This is a genomic window from Bradyrhizobium genosp. L (assembly GCF_015624485.1).
Lineage (GTDB): Bacteria > Pseudomonadota > Alphaproteobacteria > Rhizobiales > Xanthobacteraceae > Bradyrhizobium.
The window spans coordinates 7,323,488-7,346,097 of record NZ_CP061378.1 but is presented as its reverse complement, the minus strand read 5'-3'; the positions used below and the strand labels follow the sequence as shown (position 1 = coordinate 7,346,097).

General features: G+C 65.3%; 18 protein-coding genes. 7 read left to right on the top strand and 11 right to left on the bottom strand.

Features of this window, described 5'->3' with window-relative positions; all coding sequences use genetic code 11:
- Positions 1-86: 86 nt before the first annotated feature.
- Genes IC762_RS34855 through IC762_RS34845 form a run of 3 tightly spaced genes read left to right on the top strand, consistent with a single transcriptional unit; the run spans position 87 to position 4,116 of the window.
- Positions 87-1,406 carry a c-type cytochrome gene (locus IC762_RS34855; protein WP_195786582.1) on the top strand — a complete coding sequence of 440 codons (1,320 nt, stop codon included), beginning with the start codon at positions 87-89 and terminating at the stop codon, positions 1,404-1,406.
- Positions 1,403-1,894, top strand: coding sequence for a (2Fe-2S)-binding protein (locus tag IC762_RS34850; protein WP_195786581.1), 492 nt, complete (start codon positions 1,403-1,405; stop codon positions 1,892-1,894). The genes IC762_RS34855 and IC762_RS34850 overlap by 4 nt, the downstream gene beginning before the upstream one ends.
- Complete coding sequence (locus IC762_RS34845; RefSeq protein ID WP_195786580.1) at positions 1,891-4,116, top strand: xanthine dehydrogenase family protein molybdopterin-binding subunit; 2,226 nt, start codon at positions 1,891-1,893, stop codon at positions 4,114-4,116. Before IC762_RS34850 ends, IC762_RS34845 begins: the two co-directional genes overlap by 4 nt.
- A gap of 3 nt (positions 4,117-4,119) precedes the next feature.
- On the opposite strand, the gene IC762_RS34840 is transcribed toward IC762_RS34845, so the two are convergent.
- On the bottom strand, positions 4,120-5,340 hold the full coding sequence (locus tag IC762_RS34840) for a DUF2235 domain-containing protein (RefSeq protein ID WP_195786579.1): 1,221 nt from the start codon (positions 5,338-5,340) through the stop codon (positions 4,120-4,122).
- A 353-nt stretch (positions 5,341-5,693) separates the two neighbouring features.
- Between IC762_RS34840 and IC762_RS34835 the strand changes: the two genes are divergently transcribed.
- Positions 5,694-6,197 (top strand): hypothetical protein, encoded by a 504-nt coding sequence (locus IC762_RS34835; RefSeq protein WP_195786578.1) that lies wholly within the window; start codon positions 5,694-5,696, stop codon positions 6,195-6,197.
- Positions 6,198-6,218: 21 nt separating this feature from the next.
- Here the strand turns inward: IC762_RS34835 and IC762_RS34830 are convergent, their stop codons facing one another.
- The 4 genes from IC762_RS34830 to IC762_RS34815 all read right to left on the bottom strand — a co-directional run bounded on the left by IC762_RS34830 (position 6,219) and on the right by IC762_RS34815 (position 9,715).
- On the bottom strand, positions 6,219-7,595 hold the full coding sequence (locus IC762_RS34830; RefSeq protein WP_195786577.1) for a vWA domain-containing protein: 1,377 nt from the start codon (positions 7,593-7,595) through the stop codon (positions 6,219-6,221).
- A 6-nt stretch (positions 7,596-7,601) separates the two neighbouring features.
- Complete coding sequence (locus IC762_RS34825; RefSeq protein ID WP_195786576.1) at positions 7,602-8,549, bottom strand: AAA family ATPase; 948 nt, start codon at positions 8,547-8,549, stop codon at positions 7,602-7,604.
- Positions 8,550-8,700: 151 nt separating this feature from the next.
- The gene (locus IC762_RS34820; protein ID WP_195786575.1) at positions 8,701-9,006 is read right to left on the bottom strand and encodes a hypothetical protein; all 306 of its coding nucleotides are present in this window, start codon (positions 9,004-9,006) and stop codon (positions 8,701-8,703) included.
- Between the two features lie 76 nt (positions 9,007-9,082).
- Complete coding sequence (locus IC762_RS34815; RefSeq protein ID WP_195786574.1) at positions 9,083-9,715, bottom strand: HAD-IA family hydrolase; 633 nt, start codon at positions 9,713-9,715, stop codon at positions 9,083-9,085.
- Between the two features lie 108 nt (positions 9,716-9,823).
- On the opposite strand from IC762_RS34815, the gene IC762_RS34810 reads away from it, so the two are divergent.
- Complete coding sequence (locus tag IC762_RS34810; protein WP_195786573.1) at positions 9,824-10,585, top strand: S1 family peptidase; 762 nt, start codon at positions 9,824-9,826, stop codon at positions 10,583-10,585.
- 169 nt (positions 10,586-10,754) lie between these two features.
- Here the strand turns inward: IC762_RS34810 and IC762_RS34805 are convergent, their stop codons facing one another.
- From IC762_RS34805 to IC762_RS34795, 3 genes are all read right to left on the bottom strand, one after another.
- Complete coding sequence (locus IC762_RS34805) at positions 10,755-12,977, bottom strand: acetate--CoA ligase family protein (RefSeq protein ID WP_195786572.1); 2,223 nt, start codon at positions 12,975-12,977, stop codon at positions 10,755-10,757.
- A 125-nt stretch (positions 12,978-13,102) separates the two neighbouring features.
- Positions 13,103-13,693 (bottom strand): class GN sortase, encoded by a 591-nt coding sequence (locus IC762_RS34800; RefSeq protein ID WP_195786571.1) that lies wholly within the window; start codon positions 13,691-13,693, stop codon positions 13,103-13,105.
- A 137-nt stretch (positions 13,694-13,830) separates the two neighbouring features.
- Positions 13,831-16,104, bottom strand: a complete 2,274-nt coding sequence (locus tag IC762_RS34795; protein WP_195786570.1) for a marine proteobacterial sortase target protein — start codon at positions 16,102-16,104, stop codon at positions 13,831-13,833.
- Positions 16,105-16,304: 200 nt separating this feature from the next.
- Here IC762_RS34795 and IC762_RS34790 point away from each other — a divergent pair, with 200 nt between their 5' ends.
- Positions 16,305-17,069, top strand: a complete 765-nt coding sequence (locus IC762_RS34790; protein ID WP_195786569.1) for a helix-turn-helix domain-containing protein — start codon at positions 16,305-16,307, stop codon at positions 17,067-17,069.
- Here IC762_RS34790 and IC762_RS34785 read toward each other — a convergent pair whose 3' ends face one another.
- The 3 genes from IC762_RS34785 to IC762_RS34775 form a co-directional block, all read right to left on the bottom strand.
- Positions 17,070-17,783 carry a DUF1614 domain-containing protein gene (locus IC762_RS34785; protein ID WP_195786568.1) on the bottom strand — a complete coding sequence of 238 codons (714 nt, stop codon included), beginning with the start codon at positions 17,781-17,783 and terminating at the stop codon, positions 17,070-17,072. It lies immediately after the preceding gene.
- A gap of 551 nt (positions 17,784-18,334) precedes the next feature.
- A complete protein-coding gene (locus IC762_RS34780) occupies positions 18,335-19,555 on the bottom strand; it encodes an ABC transporter substrate-binding protein (protein WP_195786567.1) in 1,221 nt (406 codons plus the stop codon).
- A 109-nt stretch (positions 19,556-19,664) separates the two neighbouring features.
- Positions 19,665-21,206 (bottom strand): acyl-CoA synthetase, encoded by a 1,542-nt coding sequence (locus tag IC762_RS34775; protein WP_195786566.1) that lies wholly within the window; start codon positions 21,204-21,206, stop codon positions 19,665-19,667.
- Between the two features lie 206 nt (positions 21,207-21,412).
- On the opposite strand from IC762_RS34775, the gene IC762_RS34770 reads away from it, so the two are divergent.
- Positions 21,413-22,549 (top strand): acyl-CoA dehydrogenase family protein, encoded by a 1,137-nt coding sequence (locus tag IC762_RS34770; RefSeq protein ID WP_195786565.1) that lies wholly within the window; start codon positions 21,413-21,415, stop codon positions 22,547-22,549.
- Positions 22,550-22,610: the final 61 nt, after the last annotated feature.

Below are 22,610 nucleotides of genomic sequence, written 5' to 3'. Positions count from 1 at the left end.
AACAGGCGGTGATCGATGTCTCCGGGGCGAACGATACCGGAACGAGATGTGTTAATACACCGTCCGATCACAAACTCAATTCAGGCATGGGCTCGCAGCTGCGGATCATCACAGGCATTGTCGCTGTCGTGCTGGTCGTCGGCGCGGCGGCGGGCTTTGCGGTCGTTTGGCGACCACAGATCGCGGCGGAGGCGCCGCCACGGCCCGATTCGTTCGATCCCGCGATCGTCAAACGCGGCCGCGACCTCGCCGCGATCGGCAATTGCAACACCTGCCACACCGCGCAGGGCGGCAATTACGCCGGCGGTCTGCCGGTTCCGACACCGTTCGGCACCATCTTCTCGTCCAACATCACGCCGGATGCCGAAACCGGCATCGGGCGGTGGTCGGAGGACGCCTTCGTCCGTGCGATGCGCTCGGGCGTCAGCCGCGACGGCCATCATCTCTATCCGACCTTCCCCTACGATCATTTCACCAACGTTTCCGAGGCCGACGACCGCGCGCTCTATGCGTTCCTGATGACGCGGCAGGCCGTGCATGCGTCGCCGCCGCCAAACAGCCTGTCCTTCCCGTTCAGCCAGCGGCCGCTGATCGCCGGATGGAAGCTGCTGTACCTGCGCAGCGCCAATCTCCGAGCCGATGCCAGCAAAAGCGCCGAGTGGAACCGCGGCGCCTATCTGGTCGAGGGTCTGGCGCATTGCGGCGCCTGCCACACCCCGCGCAACGCGCTCGGCGCCGAACGCCTCAGCGCGCAGTTTTCCGGCGGCGACGTCGATCATTGGCACGCCTATGCCCTGAACGATGCCTCGCATGCGCCGGTGCGCTGGAATGCGGACGCGCTGTACGCCTATCTGCGCCATGGCTGGCAGCCCGATCACGGCACCGCGCGCGGCCCGATGGCCGAGGTCGCCAGCAATCTGTCTGATGTCGACGACAGCGATGTCCGCGCGATCGCGGTCTACATGGCCGATATCTCGGGCACGGGGCCGGATCGCGCGCCTCCCGCCAAGGTCGCCGACGCGCCGTCGTCGGATGCGTCGCAGACGGCAGGCGCAGCGGTCTATGCCGCGGCCTGCGCATCCTGCCATGAGGGCCAGCGGTCGCTGCCCTATGGCGGCGTCAATTTGGCTGTGAGTACGGCGGTCGCGAGCCCCGATCCGCGAAATCTCGTCAACATCCTGCTGTCCGGGGTCGCCGCCGTCCCGGGCGAACGCGGCCCGATCATGCCGGGCTTTGCCGCCAGCATGGACGATACGCAGATCGCAGCGTTGCTGAATTATCTGCGCGAACATTTCGGCAAGCGGCCGGCGTGGGGCGATCTCGACAAGATCGTACGCGAGGCACGCGCCACACAGACCGCGTCGATCGCCGCATCGGTCCCAACCAATCAGCGAGGCAAGCCATGATGACATTGAAGGTCAATGGCCGGGATCACCAGATCGATGCCGATCCGGATACGCCGCTGCTCTATGTGCTGCGCGACGATCTCGAACTCAATGCCGCCAAGTTCGGCTGCGGGCTTGGGCAATGCGGCGCCTGCACCGTCATCATCGACGGCAAGGCGGTGCTGTCCTGCGCCACGCCGCTGCTGCTCGTCGAGGGCAAGCAGGTGACGACGCTCGAAGGGATCGGCACAACAGCCGCGCCGGCGCCGATCCAGCGCGCCTTCATCGAGGAGCAGGCGGCGCAATGCGGCTATTGCATCGCCGGGATGATGATGCGAGCGCAGGCGCTGCTGATGCGCAACGCCAAGCCCACCGATGCGGAGATCCGCGCCGAGCTCGATCCAAATCTCTGCCGCTGCGGCACTCACATGCGCATCCTCCGCGCGGTGCATCGCGCAGCCAGATTGATGGACACGGCGGATGCCGCAAGCAGTAGGGTGGTCCGATGAGCGGGCCCGTGATCCTCGACCGTCGCAGTGTGCTCGCCGGCGGCGGCGCGCTGATCGTCAGCTGCTCACTGCGCCATGCGGAGGCGCAGGAGCCGAAGCCCGGCACGGGACCGAAGCTGCCCGGCAGCCTCGCGACCTCACCTTCGCTGGATTCCTGGCTCCGCATCGATGCCGATGGCCGCATCACGGCCTTCACCGGCAAGGCCGAACTCGGGCAGGGCTTTAAGACTGCCTTCCAGCAGATCGCGGCCGAGCAGCTTGATGTCCCCTTCGAGGCGGTGAAGGTGATCACCGCCGACACCAAGCTCACGGCGAACGAGGGTTACACCTCGGGCAGCCATTCCATGCAGGACAGCGGCACCGCGATCCTGCACGCCGCGGCGCAGGCGCGCGGGTTGCTGGTGGCGGAGGCGGCAAAGCGGTTCGAGCTGCCGGCCGAGAATCTGCGGACGGAGAATGCGGCCGTCGTCGCGCCCGATGGACGGCATCTGGGCTATGGCGAGCTTGTCGCCGCCGATGTCCTGCACGTCCGGGCCCAGCCGGTGTCGCCGCTGAAGGATCCGCAAAGCTTCAAGGTGATGGATCAGCCGGTGCCGCGGGTCGATATTCCGGCGAAGGTCACCGGCGGCGCGGCCTATGTGCAGGACATGCGGCTTGCCGGTATGGTGCACGCGCGCGTGGTGCGTCCGCCGAGCTACGGTGCGCAATTGACGGAGTGCGATGCCTCCGCGGTCGAGAAGATGCCCGGCGTTATCCAGGTCGTGCGCGACGGCAACTTCCTCGCCGTCGTCGCGGAAAAGGAGTTTTTGGCAGTCAAGGCGATGCGTGCGCTGGCAGCCGCGGCGAAGTGGCGGGAGAGCGCAAAACTTCCGGATCGGAATGATCTGCCCAACGTGCTAACAAAGCTGCCCTCGCAGGATTTCGCGATCTTCACGCGTAGCGATCCCTCCGTGACCGGTGCAAAAGCGCTGGAAGCGACCTATACACGGCCCTACCAGTCGCACGGCTCGATCGGACCGTCCTGCGCGGTCGCGCAGTTCGCTGACGGCGCGATGACGGTGTGGACGCATACGCAAGGCGTCTATCCGGATCGGCAGGCAATCGCCGAGATGCTTGGCATGCCGCAACCAAGCGTGCGCCTGATCCATGTCGAGGGTTCCGGCTGCTACGGCCACAACGGCGCCGACGATGCGGCGGCGGACGCGGCGCTGATTGCCCGTGCGCTGCCCGGGCGTCCGGTCCGGGTGCAGTGGATGCGCGAGCAGGAACACGGCTGGGAACCCTATGGTCCGGCGATGGTGACCAGGCTCAGCGCCTCGCTCGACGAGAGCGGCAAGATCGCCGACTGGAATTTTGCGGTCTGGAGCAACACCCATTCGATGCGGCCGGGCGGCGCCGGCGCGCTGCTGGCGGCCCAGCACATGGCGCGGTCCTTCGCGGTGCCTGCGCCAAAGCCGCTGCCGTTGCCGGAAGGCGGCGGCGATCGCAACGCGATCCCGATCTACAATTTCCCGAACGCGCATGTGATGCACCATTTCATCCCGGCGATGCCGATCAGGATTTCGGCGATGCGGGCGCTCGGCGCCTATCACAACGTGTTCTCGATCGAGAGCTTTATGGATGAGCTGGCGAGCCTTGCCGAAACCGATCCGGTCGAGTTTCGCCTAAAGCATCTCGATGATCAGCGCGGCCGTGCCGTGGTCGAGACGGCCGCCGAAGGCTTCGGCTGGGCGCCTGGCAAGGCGGCGCCGCCGAACCGCGGCTACGGCTTTGCGTTCGCACGCTACAAGAATCTCGCGGCCTATTGCGCGATCGCCTCTGAAGTAGAAGTCGATCGCGAGACCGGCCGCGCGCGGCTGGTGCGCGCGGTCGCGGCGGTCGATGCCGGGCAGGTCGTCAATCCCGACGGGATCACCAACCAGATCGAGGGCGCGATCGTGCAGTCGACGAGCTGGACGCTTTATGAGAGCGTGTCCTTCGACGACACCAGGATCACCAGCACCGATTGGCAGACCTACCCGATCCTGCGTTTCAATGCGGTGCCTGACAGCATCGACGTTCATATCATCAACCGCCCGGGCCAGCCGTTCCTCGGCAGCGGCGAGACCGGGCAGGGCCCCGCGGCCGCGTCGCTCGCCAATGCGATTGCGCACGCGACCGGAAAGCGGTTGCGCAACCTGCCGCTCAGCCGCAAGCGGATCAAGGATGCGATCGATGCGTGAAACTCAGGCGACGGCAGTGGGCGGCGCCGGAGGCGGCGTCATCGGCTCGATCTTGTATTCCTTCGGCAGGTTGATCGGGCGGTAGGTCGGATCCTTGTCCATGCGTTCCAGCACCGAGCCGTGGATCAGCACACCTTCCGGAATCAGCCGCGGCTCGCCCATCGGCAGATAGAAGCCGAGGAAGGACTTCCGTTCCGGCCATTCCTTCCACTTGTCGCTCTTCGGGATCCATTCCAGGATGATCCAGGCGCCGGTCAGCGAATTGTGCAGCGGCGCCGTCGCGCTCGGCGGCACGTAGTCATGCGTGTGGGGCGGCAGCGGCATGCCCCAGGCGAGATGATCGATCAGCGCCTGGTCGACGCGCAGGCCCGCCGCCTTGGCCTGCACGAGCATCCAGATCAGCGGAAATTTCGACGGCCCGCTCTGGTCCTCCGGATACCCGCCGCCGACGTCGGAATGCACGCCGGCGAACCAGACCTGGCGGATGTCTTGATCCACCGCGGTCGAGGGATCGAACGGATTGGAGCGGAATTTCTGCGGCTCGATCCAGCGGTTGAGGCGGAACATGCGCCGGCGCTCGTCGATCGAGATGGCCTGGCGGAAGCGCTTGACGCTCGAATTGGTGCGGGTGAACAGCAGCGTCTGCAGGTCGAACAGGAAGTTGTCCTGCCGCGGCACGATGATCGAGGCGACGGTGTCCCACACTCCGACGAACTCGATCTCGATGTTGCGGCCGCCGGCGATCTGGCTGAAATGCCAGGCTTCCTTCAGCGGCCCGTCATCGAACGTCCCGTCGGACTTTTGCGCGTCCGAGCTCGCCTTCTTGTAGGTCGAGAACGCATAGCCAGCGAGGTCGAGCTGGTCGACCGGCAACAGGCCCATCACATGGATGAAGGCCGCCAGCACGCGCACGGTGTAGGCGCCGCGGCTGAAGCCGAACATCCAGACCCGGTCGCCCGGCTCCCAGTTCTTGCACAGGAAGCGATAGGCGCCGAGCGTATCCTCGTCGAGGCCGGCACCGAACGCCAATCCCCACAGGCCGCGGACCTTCTGCTTGAAGCGGCCCCAGGTGTTCTGCAGGCCGATCGTGCCGAGGCCCGGATGATAGTAGATCCGCTGCCGGTCATCCTTGTCGGTGACGCGAAACAGCTTGAGCACGTTGGAGATGTTGGCGCCGATCTCGTTGCCGGTGCCGTCGCAGCAAATCACGATATCCTTCGGCATCCGTTGCCCCCGCGGTCGCCGCGTGAAAGGCTACATCGTAAGGCAGAAGGCAATCCGGATTCAATCTTTAATTGAAGACGGTTATGTGTACCCGGGATGAACGTCGGGGTAGTTGCCGCATCGTCGTCTGCACGCGTGGCGGCTGTGGCAATGCGCTGAATTCAATTGCAACGTTCTGGAAAAGATGGGAATCTGACCCGGTAATCATTGCCGAATTGTATTGATACTTTCCCGCGTTTGGAGATTCCGCCGGTGCGCGCGATTGCTTTGTTCGCGACTTCCCGTGCCGCGTTCCACGTCCCCTTCGTGCTGCGCGGGGACCCGCTGGGATGAGCCACCAGGCGCTCGTGACAATGATCCTCGCTGTCCTGGTCCTGCTCGCGTTTGGCTTGTTCTGGTCGGTCGGCAAATACGCCGACCGCGTCTTCGCCACGCGATTCCGCACCCGCTTTCCGGAGAAGACGCTGAGCTACACAAGCGAGCAGCTCGCGGCACTCGTCAGGTCGGATCTCCGGATGAAGTATGTCTTTCCGATCCTGTTTCCGTTCGATCTGGTGGTGATGCTGGCGCTCGCCGGCGCGATGGGGGCGGCGTCATCGCACTGGATCAATCAGCTGCACCCGCCCGCGGCCTGGCTCGGCCTGTTCGTTCCCGGCGTCTATCTGCTCAGCGACCTGACCGAGGATTGCCTGCTGGCGTGGCTGTTGCTGCGCGGCGACCCGCAGGCGGCGGCGCAGACGGTGTCGATCATGAAGGCGATCACGGCGATCAAGCTCGCAAGCTTCATGGCGGCGATTGCGCTGACGGTGACGTCGCTCGCCGGATGGTTGCTGCTGCGCGGCTGGCTCGGCCTGTAGTTTCCGCCGTCGCGATGCCGTCTACTGATAGGTCGCCACGATGTCCGACACCGCGCGTTCGAGTTGTCGGGCAGTGGCGCATTGGCGCACCACGCTGCAGAAAGTGGCGTAGCGCGGCATCTCCGAATCGCCAAAACCCCAGGTCATGCGGCCCTCGGGGTTGAGCCACACCAGCCGCTTCGAGCGTTCGCCGATGCGACGCAGGATGTCGGCGCGCGGATCGAGATTGTTGCTGCGGGCGTCGCCGAGCACGATCACGGTGGTTTGCGGCGTCACCGCGCTCATCCATTCGTGCTCGAAATCGGCGAACGAATTGCCATAATCGGACGAGCCGAAGCCGACCTTGGACATGATCTCCTTCATCGCCTCTTCCGGCGATTTCTTTTCCAGGATGTCGCTGACCTCGATCAGATGGCCGGAGAAGGCGAACGAGCGCACGTCGTCGACCACCTCGTGCAGGCTGTGGATCAGGAGCAGGAAGAAATCCGAGACGCGGGCGACCGAGCCGGAGACGTCGCACAGCGCCACGATCTTCGGTCGGTCGCGGTGCTTGCGTTTCCAGGCGGTGAGGAAGGGCACGCCGCCCCAGGCCGCATTGCGGCGGAGCGTACGGCGGACGTCGAGATGGCCGCGGCGCTGGCGCTTGCGCGGCTTGGAATAGCGCTCGCGCAGCCGGCGCGCGATCTGGCGGATCAGCGCGCGCATCTGCTCGACCTGGCGCGGCTCGAGCCGCGCCATCGGCGCGTTGCGCAGGATCTCGTTGCGCAGGTTTTCCGCTTCCTCGCGGCCGTAGAGCAGCAGCGCCTGCGAGACGGTGTCGCGCACGCTGCCGCGCAGGCCGTTGAGCGCCTCCTGCAGCCGCTCGGCGAGCGCCGGATTGCTCGCCGTCGCATCGTCGATGTCGTCGCGCAGCCGCTCGATGCCCATCGCGTTGAGGATGCGGGTCTGGAAGATGCCGCGCTGGGTGAAGTAGCGGATATCCGGCAGCGACGCCGCGCCGGAGGCATTGGCGATCGCGGTCGCAATCGACGTGCGGTCCTGCGCCAGCAGCATCTGCGCCAGCGGGCCGAGAGTCTCGCTCTCCGCGTCGCCGGTTGCGTCGCCATGCTCGCCGGCATCCGGATTGGCGCCGGAATCACTCTTGTCGTCTGTCTTGTTCTGCTCAGCGTTCTCTTGCTGCGGCTCGGGCTGGCTGAAGAACAGGTCGAAGCAATCGCCGAGCGCGCGCTTCTCGTCCTGCGTCTTGGCGAGCGTCAGCAGGAACGTGTCGCGCAGGACGGCGCGATCGGAGAAGCCGACCGCCGAGACCGCGCGCATCGCATCGATGCTTTCGGCCGGCGAGACCCGAACCCCGGCTCCCCGCGCCGCACGAAAGAAGCGATGCAGGTTCTCGCGCATTGTGCCCTAGCTGAACACGCCTTGCCGCGAGGCCTTGGCGATGAAGGCGGAGATCTGCGGCGTCGCGGCTTCGATGTCGGCTTCGTATTTCAGCAGCACGTTGAGGGTGTCCTTGACGATCTCATGGTCGAGCTCGTTCGCTTGCAGCAGCACCAGCACGCGCGCCCAGTCGATCGCCTCGCTCACCGACGGCAGCTTCTTCAAATCCAGCGTGCGGATTTCATGGATGAAGCCGACCATCTGCTTGCGCAAGGTCTGCGAGATGCCGGGCACCCGGCTCTCGACGATACGCTCTTCCAGCCGCTGTTCGGGGAAGCCGATATGCAGATGCAGGCAGCGCCGCTTCAAGGCGTCGCCGAGATCGCGCTCGCTGTTCGAGGTCAGGATCACGGTCGGCGCCGCCACCGCGGATACCGTGCCGAGCTCCGGGATCGTGACCTGGAAGTCGGAGAGGATTTCCAGCAGCAGCGATTCGAACTCGGCGTCCGACTTGTCGATCTCGTCGATCAGCAGCACGCAGCCCGCGGGCTGCTCCAGCGCCTGCAGCAGCGGGCGAGGCTCGACGAATTCCTTGGAGAAGAACACGTCGCCGAACGTATGGAGCTGGTCGAGCGCGGCAGCCAGCGTCTTCGCGCCGCCGAGCACTTCGCCGAGCTTGTCCTTCAGGATCTGGGTGTAGAGCAGCTGCTTGGCGTACTTCCATTCATACAACGCCTTGGCCTCGTCGAGGCCTTCGTAGCATTGCAGGCGGATCATCTTCAGACCGCGCCAGGCGGCGATCGCTTTCGCCAGCTCGGTCTTGCCGACGCCGGCGGGACCTTCGACCAGGATCGGCTTCTCGATCTGCTGCGACAGATAGACCGCGGTCGCGATCTGCCGGCTCGCGATATAGCCTTGCGCGGCGAGGCCGCTTTCCACAGCCTCGATCGAGGCGGTGGGCCTGGTGTCAGCCACGAGATCAGCTCCGAATTTGTAACAAACTCGGACCTGTTCTGCGCCCGTTGCGGGCAAAGCACAAGGCTCGTTTGGCCCGCAACAGCATGGGGTTAGCACATGCTGCGGGGGTATTTCCGCCGAGCGCAAATACCTCGTGAACGGGACACCCTCAGCCCGCGCAGCTCTTCACGAAATCCTTGCGCCGCGGGCCGGTGACCTTCTGGTCGATCGCCTGCTTCAGGCAATCGAGCCGCGCCTGGGCCATGCAGAGCTGCATCTGGTCGCGCTCGTCCTGGCCCTTCAAGGCCTGGGCCGAGCTTTGGCAGGCTGCCTTCTTCGCACCGGGCACCGGCGCGGCCGCGGCGGTGCTGTCCTGCGTCGGAGCTGCGGGCGGAGTTGACGTGGATTGCGCAAAGGCTGCGACCGAGGCCAGCAGCGAGCCGGCTGCGACGAAGGCGACGGCGGGAATTTTCATGGCGGTGTCTCCGGGAAGGAGACGCACGATTAGATGCGATCGCCTGAATGTCGGCTGAATGCCGGCGGAACCCGCTTCACCGAAGCGTGAGCCCGGTCGCGGCTTCGAGCTCGCCGATCGCCTGCGCGGCATTGAGCACCTTGATCGTGGTCATGCCCATCTCGCGCGCCGGCTTCAGGTTGACGCCGAGATCGTCGAGATAGACGCAGTTGCTCGGGTTGACCTGCAACGTCTCCACCATCATCCGGTAGATGCGCGGATCGGGCTTGCGCAAGCCGATCTTGGCCGACTCGATGACGTGATCGAACAGCGCCATCACCTCGGCGACGTAGAGCGTGCGTCCGCTGTGGCTGCCGATCGCATTCGCCGGCAGATTGTTGGTGATGCAGCCGGTCTTGCAGGTCGCCTTGATGCGCTTCAGCGCTTCGACCATGTCGGGACGGAGATCGCCTGACAGCAGCGGCAACACGTCCTTGCCGCGCACCTCGGCGCCGAGCGCCCTGGATTCCGCGGCGAACAGTTCGTCGAATGTGTCGATGTCGATCTCGGCGCGCTCGAACCTGGCCCAGGCGTTTTCGAGATGATTGGCGGCGTTGGTGCGGCGGATGATGTCGGCGGGAATGCCGCGCTCGGCTTCGTAGCGCGCGAACGCCTCGAACGGCGAGGTGGTCAGGACGCCGCCGAAATCCCAGATCACTGCTTCGATCATTGATTCCCGCCCGATGTGCTTGTCAGGCAGCGGCTAACACGGATCAGGCAGGAGAACCAGCCCGATCCGCGCTTGGCGACATCGGCGGCGCGGGCTATTGCTGCGCAGATGAAAAGACCTGCCCTGATCCTCGCGGCCGCGATGTCGCTGATATCAGCGCCTGCCTCCGCCATTGTCGGTGGCGGCGCGCCGCAGACCGACGGCGTGGCGCGCGCCGTCGTCACCATCGTCGGCTCGCGCGGCAATTTCTGCACCGGCGCGCTGATCGCGCCGAAGGTCGTGCTGACCGCGGCGCATTGCGTGCAGCCTGGCGCCGACTACAAGATCGTCGACTACGGCGCGGACCGGCAGCCGAAGCTGCAGGACGTCAGGACGGTGGCAATCCATCCGGGCTTTCGGATGCAGGCGATGATGAACCATGTCGCGACCGCGGACGTCGCGCTGTTGCAGCTCGCGGCGCCGGCCGCAGGCAAGATGCCGGCCGCGCTTGGGATGCCTGACATCCCGATCCAGCTCGGCGGCCGCTTCACCATCGCCGGTGTCGGTGTCACCGTCCGCGGCGACGGCAAGAGCGGCGGCATCATCCGCGTCGCGGGCCTCGTTGCGACCGGCAAGCCCGGCACCTTGCAGATCCGCCTGGTCGATCCGGTTGGCCAGGGCGCGCGCGACGGGTTAGGGGCCTGCACCGGCGATTCCGGTGCGCCTGTGTTCGAGGACAAGCAGAGTGGGCCTGCGATCATCGGTGTGGTGAGCTGGTCGACCGGGCCGAACGGCACCGCCGGCTGCGGCGGCATCACCGGCGTCACGCCGCTGACGCTCTACCGCGACTGGGTGATGCAGACCGCCCGGCAATGGGGCGCGGGGTTTTAGATCGGATGCTCTCTGGGCGGATCGTGCGCTCAAAGTTCCGTCATCCTGAGGTGCGAGCGGAGCGAGCCTCGAAGGATGCACGGCCCGGCCGGTGGCCGTTCATCCTTCGAGGCTCGCCGAAGAGGCGAGCACCTCAGGATGACGGTGATGGATTCGGTGTGCGTCGAACCTAATGCCCCGCCGCCTTGTTCGCCGCGGCGTTGTTCAGCACGATCAGGCCATCTACCGCGACGCCGAGCTTGCTGTTGATCAGGAACGGATTGACGTCGATCGAGGCAATGCGGCCATTGGCGTCCGCCATCAGATTGGCGAGGCCGACCAGCGCCTTCACCGCTGACGTCTCGTGCAGCGCCGGCTTGCCGCGATAGCCCTTCATCTTGACGCCGGCCTTGGTCTTGGCGATCAGCTGCTTTGCCTCGGCGGCATCGAGCGGCGCGCCGGCGAGGGCGACGTCCTTCAGCAATTCGATGTCGACGCCGCCGGTGCCGAACAGCACCACGGGGCCCATCTCGGCATCGAGCGAGGCGCCGACCACGAGCTCGAGATCAGCCTTGACCTGCTGCGCGATCAGAATGCCCTCGAGCTTCGGCTTGCCCTTCAGCTTCTTCACCCGCACGATGATGTCGTTGAACGCCTGCTTCACCTCGGCCGCGCTGTTGAGGTTCAGCACGACGCCGCCGATATCGGACTTGTGAAGGATGTCGGGGCTGACCACCTTGGCGACCACGGGGAAACCGATCGCCTTCGCAATCTTCACAGCGTCCGCAGCCGTCTGCGCCACCTCTTCCTTGGAGATCGGGATGCCATAGGCCTTCAGCAACTGCTTGGAGGCGACCTCGTCGAGCGCGGCGGCGCCGTTGGCGGCCTTCAGCGTCTTCTCCAGCATGGCGCGGGCGGAGGCCTTCGAGCTCGACGCGATGTCGGGCACTTCCTTGCGCAGGCCGGCATATTCGATCAGCGCCTTGATCGCGCCGACGGCGCGGTCGAGGCCCTGCATCACCGCGATATTGGGCAAGCTCTTGCGCAATCCCTTGGTGAACTCGGTGAAGCCGATCGACATCGCGCTGATGTAGATCACCGGCTTGTTGGCCTGGCCCGCCATCTCGTCGACGATGCGCAGATTGCGCTCGCGCAGTTCATGCGGCGCCTTCGGCAGCTCGGCATCGATGATGACGATATCGGTGTCGGGATCGTCAATCATGATCTTGATCGATTTCATGTAGACGGAGGGATCGACCACCGCGGCGAAGCCGGCATCGAGCGGATTGCCGACGATGCTGCCCGGTCCGAGCATCTGCGCCAGTTGCCCGGTCGCATGAGGACTCAGCGGCGCAAAGTTCAAGCCCGCCGAATAGAACGCGTCGATCAGGAGGCCGCGCTTGCCGCCGGACAGCGACACCGCGGCGAGGCGATTGCCCTTCGGCGGATCGGCATGGACGAAGCACTCCGTGGTCTCGATCAGCTCGTCGAGCCCGCGCACGCGGATCACGCCCTCGCGGGTCGAGATCGCGTCAAAGGTCTCGATCGATCCGGCGAGTGCGCCGGTATGTGCCATCGCCGCCGCGCGGCCGCCTTCGGAGGCGCCGAGCTTCAACGCGATCACCGGCTTGCCGGCGGCGCGCGCGGCCTTGCAGGCATCGCGAAACACCTTTGTGTTCCTGACGCCTTCGAGATAGACCACGATGACGCGGATGCTCGGATCGGCGACGAAATAGCTCATCAGGTCCGGCGTCTCGAGCCCGGACTCGTTGCCGGTCGTGACCATGTAGCCGACGCCGACGCCGCGATCTTCCAGCGCCTGGCGGATCGCCATCACGATCGCGCCGGATTGGCCGGCGATCGCCACCGCGCCCTGCTCCATGGTGACGATGCGGTCGTCGATATTGGTGAACAGGTGTTCACCGGCGCTGAGGTTGCCGAGGCAGTTCGGGCCGGTGACGGCAAGCCCGGTCTCCTTGATGGCCCGCTTCAGTTCGACCGCGAGCCGCTGGCTTTCCTCGTCCTGCAATTCGCTGAAGCCCGAGGTGACGATGGTCGCCGAGCGCGCGCCGGCCGCCGCCGCATCGCGGATCACCTGCACCGCGAAACGCGCCGGCACCAGCACCAGCACATGGTCGGGCTTTTCGGGAAGGCTGGTGAAATCCTTGTAGCAGGTGACGCCCCAGATCGTTTCGCGCTTGGCGTTGATCGGAAACAATCCGCCGGCATATTGGTATTTGATCAGGTTGTTCCAGATTCGCTCGGCGTAATTGCCGGGCTTGTCGGTGGCACCGACCAGCACGATGTTGCGCGGGTGCAGCATCGCATGAATGCTCTTGACGATGTCGCTGGCGTCAGCGGGCGGCGTCCATTTGCGGGACGCATGAGACGCGGTGCTTGCGAGAGCTTCCATGGAGCCTGCCCTTGTCCTTCTTTATTTCCTCTCCTTTTATGGCCGATGAAAGCGGGTGGCAACTCACGCGCGCGCAAATCAGGGCATCAGGCCCAATATCCCGGCATACGCAAAATTCATGCGCATCAGGAACCTGATTCGCGCAAGCGCGATTCCGGGTCGATCAGGGTCGCGTGCAACAGATAGCGCTCCGGACCCGACGTCAGCGCGTCGAATGGCCAGCAGGTCGACAGCACCAGCTCATACCCGTCCGTGAGAGGATCGATGCCGGACTGATCGAAACGAACGACCGCACTGCGATCGGCGCGATAGCGAAATGTCCTGCCGTCGCTTCTGGTGACGTCGATCTCGTCGCCGATCCTGACGTCCTTGAGAAAGCGAAAATGGGTGTCGCGATGCGCGGAATAGACCGCGACGCCGCGCTCGCCGGCATCGGCCGTGTTCTCGACATGGCCGGGGCCGAAGGCCAGCGCCTGGCCGCTGCTGCCGGCGAGCGCGATGGCCGAGGCCTGAATGCGTTTCACCTCGATTTTCGCCACCGGCCAGGTATCGGCCCAGCTCCACGGCTTCACCGGATGGCCGGCGGCGATGGTCTCGGTGAAGGCGCGTTCCAGCAGCACCTGTGCGAGCAGCGCCTTCGCGTGGATGTAGGCGCCCTGGCCGAACAGGACCATGCCGATGAAGGCGAAGGCGAGGGGTGGGATGAACCGGGGCATCGTCTTTCCTTCGTCGTCGCTTCGCTCGCAATGACGGTAGGGGAAGAGCGGCGCGCGCGACCCTTGGGGGACGGGTGGAAGGCCGCGCGCGCTCTTGAAAGAGGAGGTTGGGGGGCGCCTCCTCCTTTCATCCGACGTCAACGGGGGGACGACGTCTGACGTCGGTTGAACACCATCAGGAGAAGGCTGACCGTGAGCAGGATCACACCCGCGATCATCTTCAGTTCGGCATCGGTCGCGGTCTTCGGCAGCTGCACCGTGCCAGGCGTGACGACCGGCACTGCGCGCTTCAGCGCGGCGACCTGCACCTTGCCGTCGCCGGCCTCAGCGCGGCGCTCGGTCGGTGTGACCGGCTGGCGCGGATGCTCGCCGAACACCTTTGCAAAGTCCCAGCCGGCGGGCAGGTTGAGCGGCAGCTCGGCGAGCGTCAGCGGTTCGCCATCGGGACGGCTCGGCGTCTTGTCGACCGCAACCAAGCTGGTCAGCCGCGTCACGAGCTGATGCTCCAGCGCCAGTGCGAGGATCGTCTTGTCGGCGTCCTCCGGACTCTCCTGGCGTGTGGTCCGCGCGACCTCGGCATCTGCGATCTTGCGGCGTGCCCACAGCTTCGACAGGCCCTTGCCTTCGGCGGCATTCGCCAGCGGCAAGGTCACGCTCCACGGCCGGTCGCCGATGCGGCCCTTGATCTCGACCGAGCCGGCAAGCTTGTCGAGCTTGGCCGCGAGCACCAGCGGCTCGTCACGATAGACATCGGGCAGCGCCGCCGGCGTCAGATCGGCGTTGGCCTCGGAGAATTTTGCCGAGAGGTTCGTCACCGCGGGATTCTCCAGCCTGGCGAACAGGCCACGCATCCGCTCGTCGACCTCTTCGACCGAACCGATATGGGTGAAGGTGCCGCGGCCGAGCTCGGCAGCGCGCGTCATCAGATAGGTGTTCGGCGCCGAGCCGATGCCGACCATGAAGATGCGGGAGCGGCCGCGCAGCGCATTGATGGTCTCGAACAATTGCTGTTCGTTACCGATCGCACCGTCGGTCAGGAACACGACCTGGCGAACGCGATCGGCATCGTCGCGGTTGGTGTCGGACAGTGCGGCGCGCATCGCCGGGATCATCTCGGTGCCGCCGCGTGCCTGCAGCGCGCTGACGAACGACGTCGCGGTGCCGATATTGCCGCTGTTGGCGGCCACGGGCGTCGGGAACAGCACGTCCATGGTGTCGTCGAAGCGGATCACGTTGAAGCGGTCGGTCGGCTGCAACCGGCCGAGCGCGTACAACAGGCTGGCCTTGGCCTGGATGATCGAGGTGCCGCCCATCGAACCGGAATTGTCGATCACGAAGATCACCTCGCGCGGCAGCGGCTTCTCGCGCGCCTGCTCGACGGCGGGCGGGGTGACGAAGGCGAGCAGATAGTCGGAATTGCCGACATGCTCGCGGAACAGCCCGACCGACGGCGCCTTCTCGGCGGCCGGCTTCCAGGTCAGCTCGAAGTCGCGGTCGGCCGGCACCGGCCCTTCTGCGAGCTTGATCACGCGCGTCGTGCTGTCGGGGCTCTCGATCTTGACCTGATGGAAATGGCTCTTCACCTCGCCGAGCGGGAAGCCGGCGTTCAGGTGCACGGTGATGTCAGTCGGATTGATCGGCGCATTCCCTGCCGGGTTGAGCACCGGCGGCGTGATGCGATCGCGATCCGGCACCGGATCGGTCGAGGTTGCGCCCCAGCCGCTGCCGTCGGCGCGGAGGTCGACGCTCTGCACCAGGGGCTTCGGATTGTAGCGCGGGGCGACCACCATCGGCAGGCGCAGCGAGAACTCGTTGCCGTTCTGCTGCACCGGCTCCTGGTATTCGATCTGCACCAGCACGGTCTCGCCGGGGCCGATATTGGCGACCGAGTTGGTGAAAATGTTCGGCCGCTCCTGCTCGGTGAGTGCAGCCTTCTGACCGTTCTGTTTGGCCTGCTCGTAGATCGCGCGGGCCTGCTGCCGCTCCTTGATGTCGCCGACCACGATGCGGTCGCCGACCACCATCTTCAGCGTGTCGACCGCGCCGCCCGCCGGCAGCGGGTAGACATAGGTCGCTTCGACCCAGTCGTTGGTCGGGTTGCGGAAGATCTGGGTGACGCGGGCGCGGACGGTCGGCCCCGACACCGTGAGGTCGACATCGATGCCGAGCCTGAGCGCGTCGGCATAGCCGTCATCGGTCTTGACCAGCAGCGAGCCGGAGCGTGCCTCGCTCGGCCGCGTCACCGCATGCTGCGGCTGCTCGGCCGACCACGCGGAATCGAAACTCACAAACAGCGCCGCAAAGCCGATCACCAGCGCGGCCACGCCTTCCACCAGGAAGAACAGCAGGATACGCATCCGACGCGACAGGCGGATCTGCGGGCTGCTCTCACATGCATCGTAAATCGTCATTTCTTCACTCCCGAAGCGAGGTTTTCGCTGCCTTGCAATCATGGAGAACGACCGCTTTGGCGCGAGCGGATTGATCGGCAATGATCGGCCGCCGCCCGGCGCGGTCCGCCCGCGCGGAAGGCGGGTTTGTGCGGTTTTGTGCTGGATTGTGCGGTCTGCTAGACTGGCCAAATTGCAGGGGAATCGCGCAAGGAATGACGATGCCGACGCCGGACACGCAGCTTTCCGCCGAGCAGAGCCGGCAGGTGGCGGAGACCATCCGCGAGGAGATCGCGCGCCGCCGGATCTCGCGGCAGGCGCTGGCCGAGCAGGCGAAGCTCAGCCTGTCGACACTGGAAAAGGTGCTTGGCGGCCGCCGTCCGTTCACCTTGGCGACCACGGTACGGCTGGAGCAGGCGCTCGGCGTTCCCCTGCGCAAGCTGCCGGAGGCGATCCCGATCGCCACGCCCGCCAATGGCGAGATCGCGCCCGACAGTCTCGGCTCCTATTCCCGCCGCGCGGTGGCGCGGATCGAAGGCACCTACATCACGGTGCGGCCGTCATTCGGCGACAAGGATTCGATCTATGCCTATCGCACCGTGATCGCATGGGATGACGCAACGTCAGCGCTCGGATTCCGCGAGGGCGAGCGGCAGGATGCCGACTACACGCAGTTCGGCGAGGTCGCGGTGCCGAACGAATCCGGCTTCGTCTATCTCGTGACCAACAGGCATGGCCAGCACCGCGTGATCACGGTGTCGCGCCCGCGCAATTCCGGCGAGATGTACGGCATCATCACGACGCTGCTCGCCGGGCGGGGCGCGGTGCTGACGCCGATCGCGGCGCCGATCGCGTTCCTGCCGGAGAAGAACGTGCCCAATCCGAGCCTCGGACGGGTCTCGCCCGACGATGCGAACCACAAGCTCTACCGCGAGCATCTGCGCCGCACGGTCGACGAGCCATTTGCGATCCTGCTGCCTGGATAATTACGCGGCTCGGCTTGGTTGCGCCGGCGCGGCGATGCCGGCGATCAGCACTGCAAGAATGCCGGTGAGGAAAATGCCGTCGAACGTGCCTGCGCCGCCGATCGAGGCGATCGGCGCGCCGAGGCTGCCGATCTTGTCGAGGTTGAGCAGATCGGCGCCGAGCAGCGTCCCCATCGAACCGCCGATATAGGCCAGAGGTGCTGCGTATGCGCGCGACAGCAGCAGCGCCAGGATCGCGGTGATGATCACGGGCACGAACACCGGAACGGCAATGCCCATGCCCCGCACCGGCGTCGCGCTGGCATGCACGATGGCCGCGATCACGATCGTGGCGATCGCGGCCCTGAGCCACAGCTGGTAGCGCAGCATGAGATAGGCGGACATCATGGCGGGTATCACCGCGCCACCGACATTGACGGCGAGGATCGTGCTCGGCGACTGCACGAACGGCACGACATAGCGCATGCCGAAGAAGTCGATGATCTGCCCGGATTGCACCGGTGGTCCCGGCAGCACCGTGAGCGGAATGTTGAAATAGCTGCCGATCAGCGAGCCGAACAGCAGCAGCAATGCAGCCCCGGGACCGATGCCGAGCCGCATATAGGCGTAGCGCAGGATGCGAAGCTGGATCAGGATCACCAGCGCCACGGCCGCCAGCACCAGGATCGAGAAGAATCCCGGCGTCATCGGCAGGTAATGAACGTGGGAATGCATCGAACTCGCGATCCGGTTCTGGCTCGGTCTGCCGTTACACGTGGGAGTTTGCGGCCGGGATCACAAGGATGTGGCCTCACATCCTCTCATGGCGACGGTGATGGATATTGGCGCACGCCTCTCCGCGCACGTCGTCCTGGCGAAAGCCAGGACGCATAACCACCGAACTGAAGTGTGAGCGGGTCGTGGCCCCAGCGTCGCGCAACGGCAAGCGGCTGGGGTAATGGGTCCTGGCTTTCGCCAGGACGACGCTGAAGGCGCCGTCTGTGAGCCATGTATTCACATTCTCTCCGGATGAAGGAGGAGTGAAGCCACAAACAACGAAGCCGCCCGGAGGGACGGCCTCGTGACGCTGTGGATTTTGACTGCGGGCTAGGCAAGAGTCGTAGGGTGGGCAAAGGAGCGCAGCGACGTGCCCTCCATCCACGCCGTGCACGTGATGGTGGGCACGCTTCGCTTTGCCCACCCTACGCATCCTTGCGAAGAGCCTGCCAAACAACGAAGCCGCCCGGAGGGGCGGCTTCGTGACACTGGGAATGTTGGTCGCGGCCTTAGCCGCCGACTTCCGCGCTGAGGATATCGCCGAACCGCTCCCACTGGCCGCTCTTGAACCGCCACATCTGGAGCTGCTCGATCGGAGCGAAATCGGTCGGACCGGTGTTGATCTTGATGCCGGGAAGCAGCGTGTCGGGTGCGAAGTCCTTCAGGCTGGCGGCCTGCTTCATCACGTTCTCGCGGGTGAGGTTGTCGCCGCACTGCTTGAGCACCTGCACCATGGTCTGCGCCGCGGCGTAGCCATAGACCAGGTTGGCGTCGGAGATATTGGCGCCCGGCATGTATTTGTCGATGAAGGCCATGAACTTCTTCATGCCTTCGTCATTCTTCCACTGCTGGTCGGAGGCGTCCTTGAGATATCCGGCCGACAGCACGCCTTCGCTGGCGTCGAGGCCGGCCGGCTTCATCACCGCGCCGATCGAGAGCGAGACGTCGGTCATCACCTGCATCGGATTCCAGCCGAGTTCGTGGATCTTCTTGATCGCCTGCGCCGCGAATTTCGGCGTCGAAATGTTGACGAACACGTCGGCGCCGGTGTCCTTCAGCTTGACGATGTGGGAATCGATCGACGGTTCGGTGGTCTCGTAGCTCTCTTCCGCGACGATCTTGGCGGACGATTTGTCGAGTACCTCTTTCAGTCCGACCAGGTAGTCCTTGCCGAAATCGTCATTGGCATAGAAGATCGCGACCTTGGCGTCGGGCTTGGCCTTGAGGATGTACTTGCCAAAGATCCGCGCCTCGACGCGGTAGCTCGGCTGGAAGCCCATGGTCCACGGGAATTCCTTCGGGTCGTTCCACTTGCTGGCGCCGGTGGCGAGGAACAGCTGCGGCACCTTCTTGGCGTTCTGATACTTCTGCACCGCGGTCTGGGTCGGCGTGCCCAGCGCGTTGAACACCAGGAACACCTCGTCGCTTTCGATCAGCTTGCGGATCTGCTCCACGGTCTTCGGCGGCGAGTAGCCGTCGTCATAGGAAATCCAGTTGATCTTGCGGCCGTTGATGCCGCCCTGCTCGTTGATCATCTTGAAATAGGCTTCCTCGGTCTTGCCGATGACGCCATAGGCGGAGGCGGGGCCGCTATAGGCCTCGACATTGCCGATCTTGATCTCGGTGTCGGAGGCGCCGGTGTCGTATTTCTTTTGCGCAAAGGCGGCCTGGGTGGAGAGCAGGCAGAGCGTCGTGGCGGCGGCCAGCAGCGACAATTTTGTGGTTTTCATAAAGGCAATTTCCTCGATTGATTCTGGTTGGGGATCAGCAACACCCCCGTCGCCGGTCCCGGCGGCTGGCGACGGAGCACTCCATGTCGCGGCAGGATCCGTAAAACGATCACGCCGCGGTATCGGTCGGCTTCGGCTGGCTGAACCGCTGCCGGAGCGTCGGCTTATGAATTTTGCCTGTCGCATTGCGCGGCAGGGCCTCGACAAATTCGATCAAACGCGGGCATTTGAACCGGGCCAGATTGGCCTGGCAATGGGCATTGATCTCGGCCGCGGTTAGCGAATGGTCGGGCTTGACGGCGATGATGGCCATGCCGATCTCGCCCCATTGCGTGTCGGGGATGCCGATCACGGCGGCTTCGGCCACGGCCGTCAATTGGTGCAGCACGCTCTCGACCTCGGCGGGATAGACGTTCTCGCCGCCGGAGATGTACATGTCCTTCCAGCGATCGACGATGTAGTAGAAGCCGTCCTCGTCGATCCGCGTGGCATCGCCGGTGTGCAGCCAGCCGTCGGTGAAGGAGGCGGCGTTGGCATCCGGCCTGTTCCAGTAGCCCGGCGTGATGTTCGGTCCCTTGACCCAGAGTTCGCCGAGCTCGCCGACCGCGGCATCGCTGCCGTCGGGCCGCACGATCCGCACCTCTGTGTGCAGCACCGGCTTGCCGGACGAGCCGGCCTTGCGCGCGGCGTCGTCGCGATCGAGCACCATCACCGCGGGCGATGTCTCGGTCATGCCATAGCCCTGCTGCAACGCCACGCCGCGCGCTTCCCAGGTCTTGAGCAGCGGCACCGGCATCGGCGCGCCGCCGACCCCGCCGATGATCAGGCGGCTGAAATCGGCACTCGCGAACGCCGGATGCTGCGCCATGAACTGGTAGATCGAGGGCACACCGAAGAACACGTTGATGCCCTGCGCGGGATCGCTGATCAGCCGCATCGCCTCGCCCGGATCGAAGGCGCGCATGATCAGCGCGGTGCCGCCGGCATGCAGCACCGGGTTGGTGTAGCAATTCAGCCCGCCGGTGTGGAACAGCGGCAGCACCGTCAGCAGCACCGACGACGGCGAGATATAGGCGGGACCGCCGAGATTGACGCAATTCCAGAACGTCATGCCATGGGTGATGATCGCGCCCTTCGGCTGGCCGGTCGTCCCCGAGGTGTACATGATGGTCGAGATGTCATCGAGCATCACCTCCTCGAACCGCGCCAGCGGCGTCGCCGCGGCGATGCCGGCCTCATAGGAGCCGCCGGGGCCGAGCCTGACCGAGGACGTCACATTGCAGAGCTTTGCCACTGCCAGCGCCGTCTCGGCGAGATCATCGTCATGGATCATCACCCTGGGCGAGGCGTCGCCCGTGATGTAGTGCAGCTCGGGAACGGTGAGGCGGGTGTTGAGCGGCAGGAACACCGCGCCGATCCGGAAGCAGGCGAACTGTATTTCCAGCGTATCCGTCGTGTTCAGCGCCAGCACCGCGACACGGTCGCTGCCGCCGACCTTGAGCTGGTCGCGCAGGTAGGTCGCCAGCTTCGACACGCGGGCGTCGAGCTCCGCGTAAGTGAAGCGGCGTCCGCTCGCGAGATCGACGAGCGCGACCTTGTCCGGCGTGCGCCGGCGATGATGCGCGATCCAGTCGTAGTAACGAACCGGCAAATGTCCCTCCTCGAGGAGCGGAAGTCTTGCGCCGCCTGCTCCTGGCTGGATTGATACCACGGTTCGGGAATGGAGAGCGACGGCCGGATGCAGTCTTGCGTTTAGTGGCTGGCCGATCGTGCCCGCTTCAAAGGCAGCCACTCGACGCAAGTGAACTGGTAGAAATACGGACATCGTTCGACGCGAGAATCATGGGAGCAAGCCGGATGGCGAACCCGTTCTACAGCAGCGAGCATGAGGCCTTTCGCGAGGTGATGCGCCGCTTTGTCGCCAAGGAGATCGAGCCCTACGCCCATCAATGGGACGAGGCCGGCGAGTTTCCGCGCGAGCTCTATGCGAAGGCTTCCGAGATCGGGCTGCTCGGCCTCGGCTTCCCGGAAGAGTATGGCGGGATCGCCGCCGACCAGTTCATGAAGATCGTGGCCTCGCAGGAGCTGGCGCGCGCAGGCTGCGGCGGCGTCAGCGCCAGCCTGATGAGCCACACCATCGGCTCGCCGCCGATCGCGCGCGCGGCGCGGCCGGAGGTCAAGGCGCGGGTGCTGCCGGAGGTGCTTGCGGGCCGAAAAATCTCCGCGCTTGCGATCACCGAGCCGGGCGGTGGCTCCGATGTCGCTAATCTGCGCACCAAGGCGCGGCGCGACGGCGATCATTACGTCGTCAGCGGCGAGAAGACTTTCATCACGTCCGGCGTGCGCGCCGACTACCTGACGGTCGCGGTGCGCACCGGCGGCGAGGGCGCGTCGGGCGTCAGCCTGCTGCTGATCGAGGGCGATACGCCGGGCCTGTCCCGCACCAAGCTGAAGAAGATGGGCTGGTGGGCGTCAGACACCGCGACCCTGCATTTCGACGAATGCCGCGTGCCCGCCGAGAACCTGATCGGCGAGGAGGGGCAGGGCTTCAAGATCATCATGCAGAATTTCAACAGCGAGCGGATGGGCATGGCGGCGAGCTGCACCGCCTATGCCCGCGTCTGCCTCGACGAGGCAATCGGCTATGCCAAGGAGCGCAAGACCTTCGGCAAGCCGATCGCGCAGCATCAGGTCATCAGGCACAAGATCGTCGACATGGCGCAGAAGGTCGCGGCGTCGCAGGCGATGCTGGAAATGCTGGCGTGGCGGCTCGGTCAGGGCGAAAGCCCGGTCGCCGAGATCTGCATGATGAAGAACCAGGCCACCCAGACCATGGCGCATTGCGCCTCCGAGGCGGTGCAGATCTTCGGCGGCGCCGGCTTCATGCGCGGCATCAAGGTCGAGCGCATCTACCGCGAGGTCAAGGTCAACGCCATCGGCGGCGGCACCGAGGAGATCATGAAAGACCTCGCGTCGCGGCAGATGGGGCTGTGACCGATATCGTGATTCCGGGCGCGCGCTGGCGCAAGCCCCGGAATGACGACGGAGAGACCGT

Coding starts and splice junctions, on each gene's coding strand:
- IC762_RS34835 (WP_195786578.1), top strand. CDS start 5,694: ATGATCCTCGCTGTCCTGGTCCTGCTCGCGTTTGGCTTGTTCTGGTCG.
- IC762_RS34855 (WP_195786582.1), top strand. CDS start 87: ATGGGCTCGCAGCTGCGGATCATCACAGGCATTGTCGCTGTCGTGCTG.
- IC762_RS34790 (WP_195786569.1), top strand. CDS start 16,305: ATGCCGACGCCGGACACGCAGCTTTCCGCCGAGCAGAGCCGGCAGGTG.
- IC762_RS34780 (WP_195786567.1), bottom strand. CDS start 19,555: ATGAAAACCACAAAATTGTCGCTGCTGGCCGCCGCCACGACGCTCTGC.
- IC762_RS34810 (WP_195786573.1), top strand. CDS start 9,824: ATGAAAAGACCTGCCCTGATCCTCGCGGCCGCGATGTCGCTGATATCA.
- IC762_RS34785 (WP_195786568.1), bottom strand. CDS start 17,783: ATGCATTCCCACGTTCATTACCTGCCGATGACGCCGGGATTCTTCTCG.
- IC762_RS34840 (WP_195786579.1), bottom strand. CDS start 5,340: ATGCCGAAGGATATCGTGATTTGCTGCGACGGCACCGGCAACGAGATC.
- IC762_RS34830 (WP_195786577.1), bottom strand. CDS start 7,595: ATGCGCGAGAACCTGCATCGCTTCTTTCGTGCGGCGCGGGGAGCCGGG.
- IC762_RS34845 (WP_195786580.1), top strand. CDS start 1,891: ATGAGCGGGCCCGTGATCCTCGACCGTCGCAGTGTGCTCGCCGGCGGC.
- IC762_RS34800 (WP_195786571.1), bottom strand. CDS start 13,693: ATGCCCCGGTTCATCCCACCCCTCGCCTTCGCCTTCATCGGCATGGTC.
- IC762_RS34795 (WP_195786570.1), bottom strand. CDS start 16,104: ATGACGATTTACGATGCATGTGAGAGCAGCCCGCAGATCCGCCTGTCG.
- IC762_RS34805 (WP_195786572.1), bottom strand. CDS start 12,977: ATGGAAGCTCTCGCAAGCACCGCGTCTCATGCGTCCCGCAAATGGACG.
- IC762_RS34770 (WP_195786565.1), top strand. CDS start 21,413: ATGGCGAACCCGTTCTACAGCAGCGAGCATGAGGCCTTTCGCGAGGTG.
- IC762_RS34850 (WP_195786581.1), top strand. CDS start 1,403: ATGATGACATTGAAGGTCAATGGCCGGGATCACCAGATCGATGCCGAT.
- IC762_RS34820 (WP_195786575.1), bottom strand. CDS start 9,006: ATGAAAATTCCCGCCGTCGCCTTCGTCGCAGCCGGCTCGCTGCTGGCC.
- IC762_RS34815 (WP_195786574.1), bottom strand. CDS start 9,715: ATGATCGAAGCAGTGATCTGGGATTTCGGCGGCGTCCTGACCACCTCG.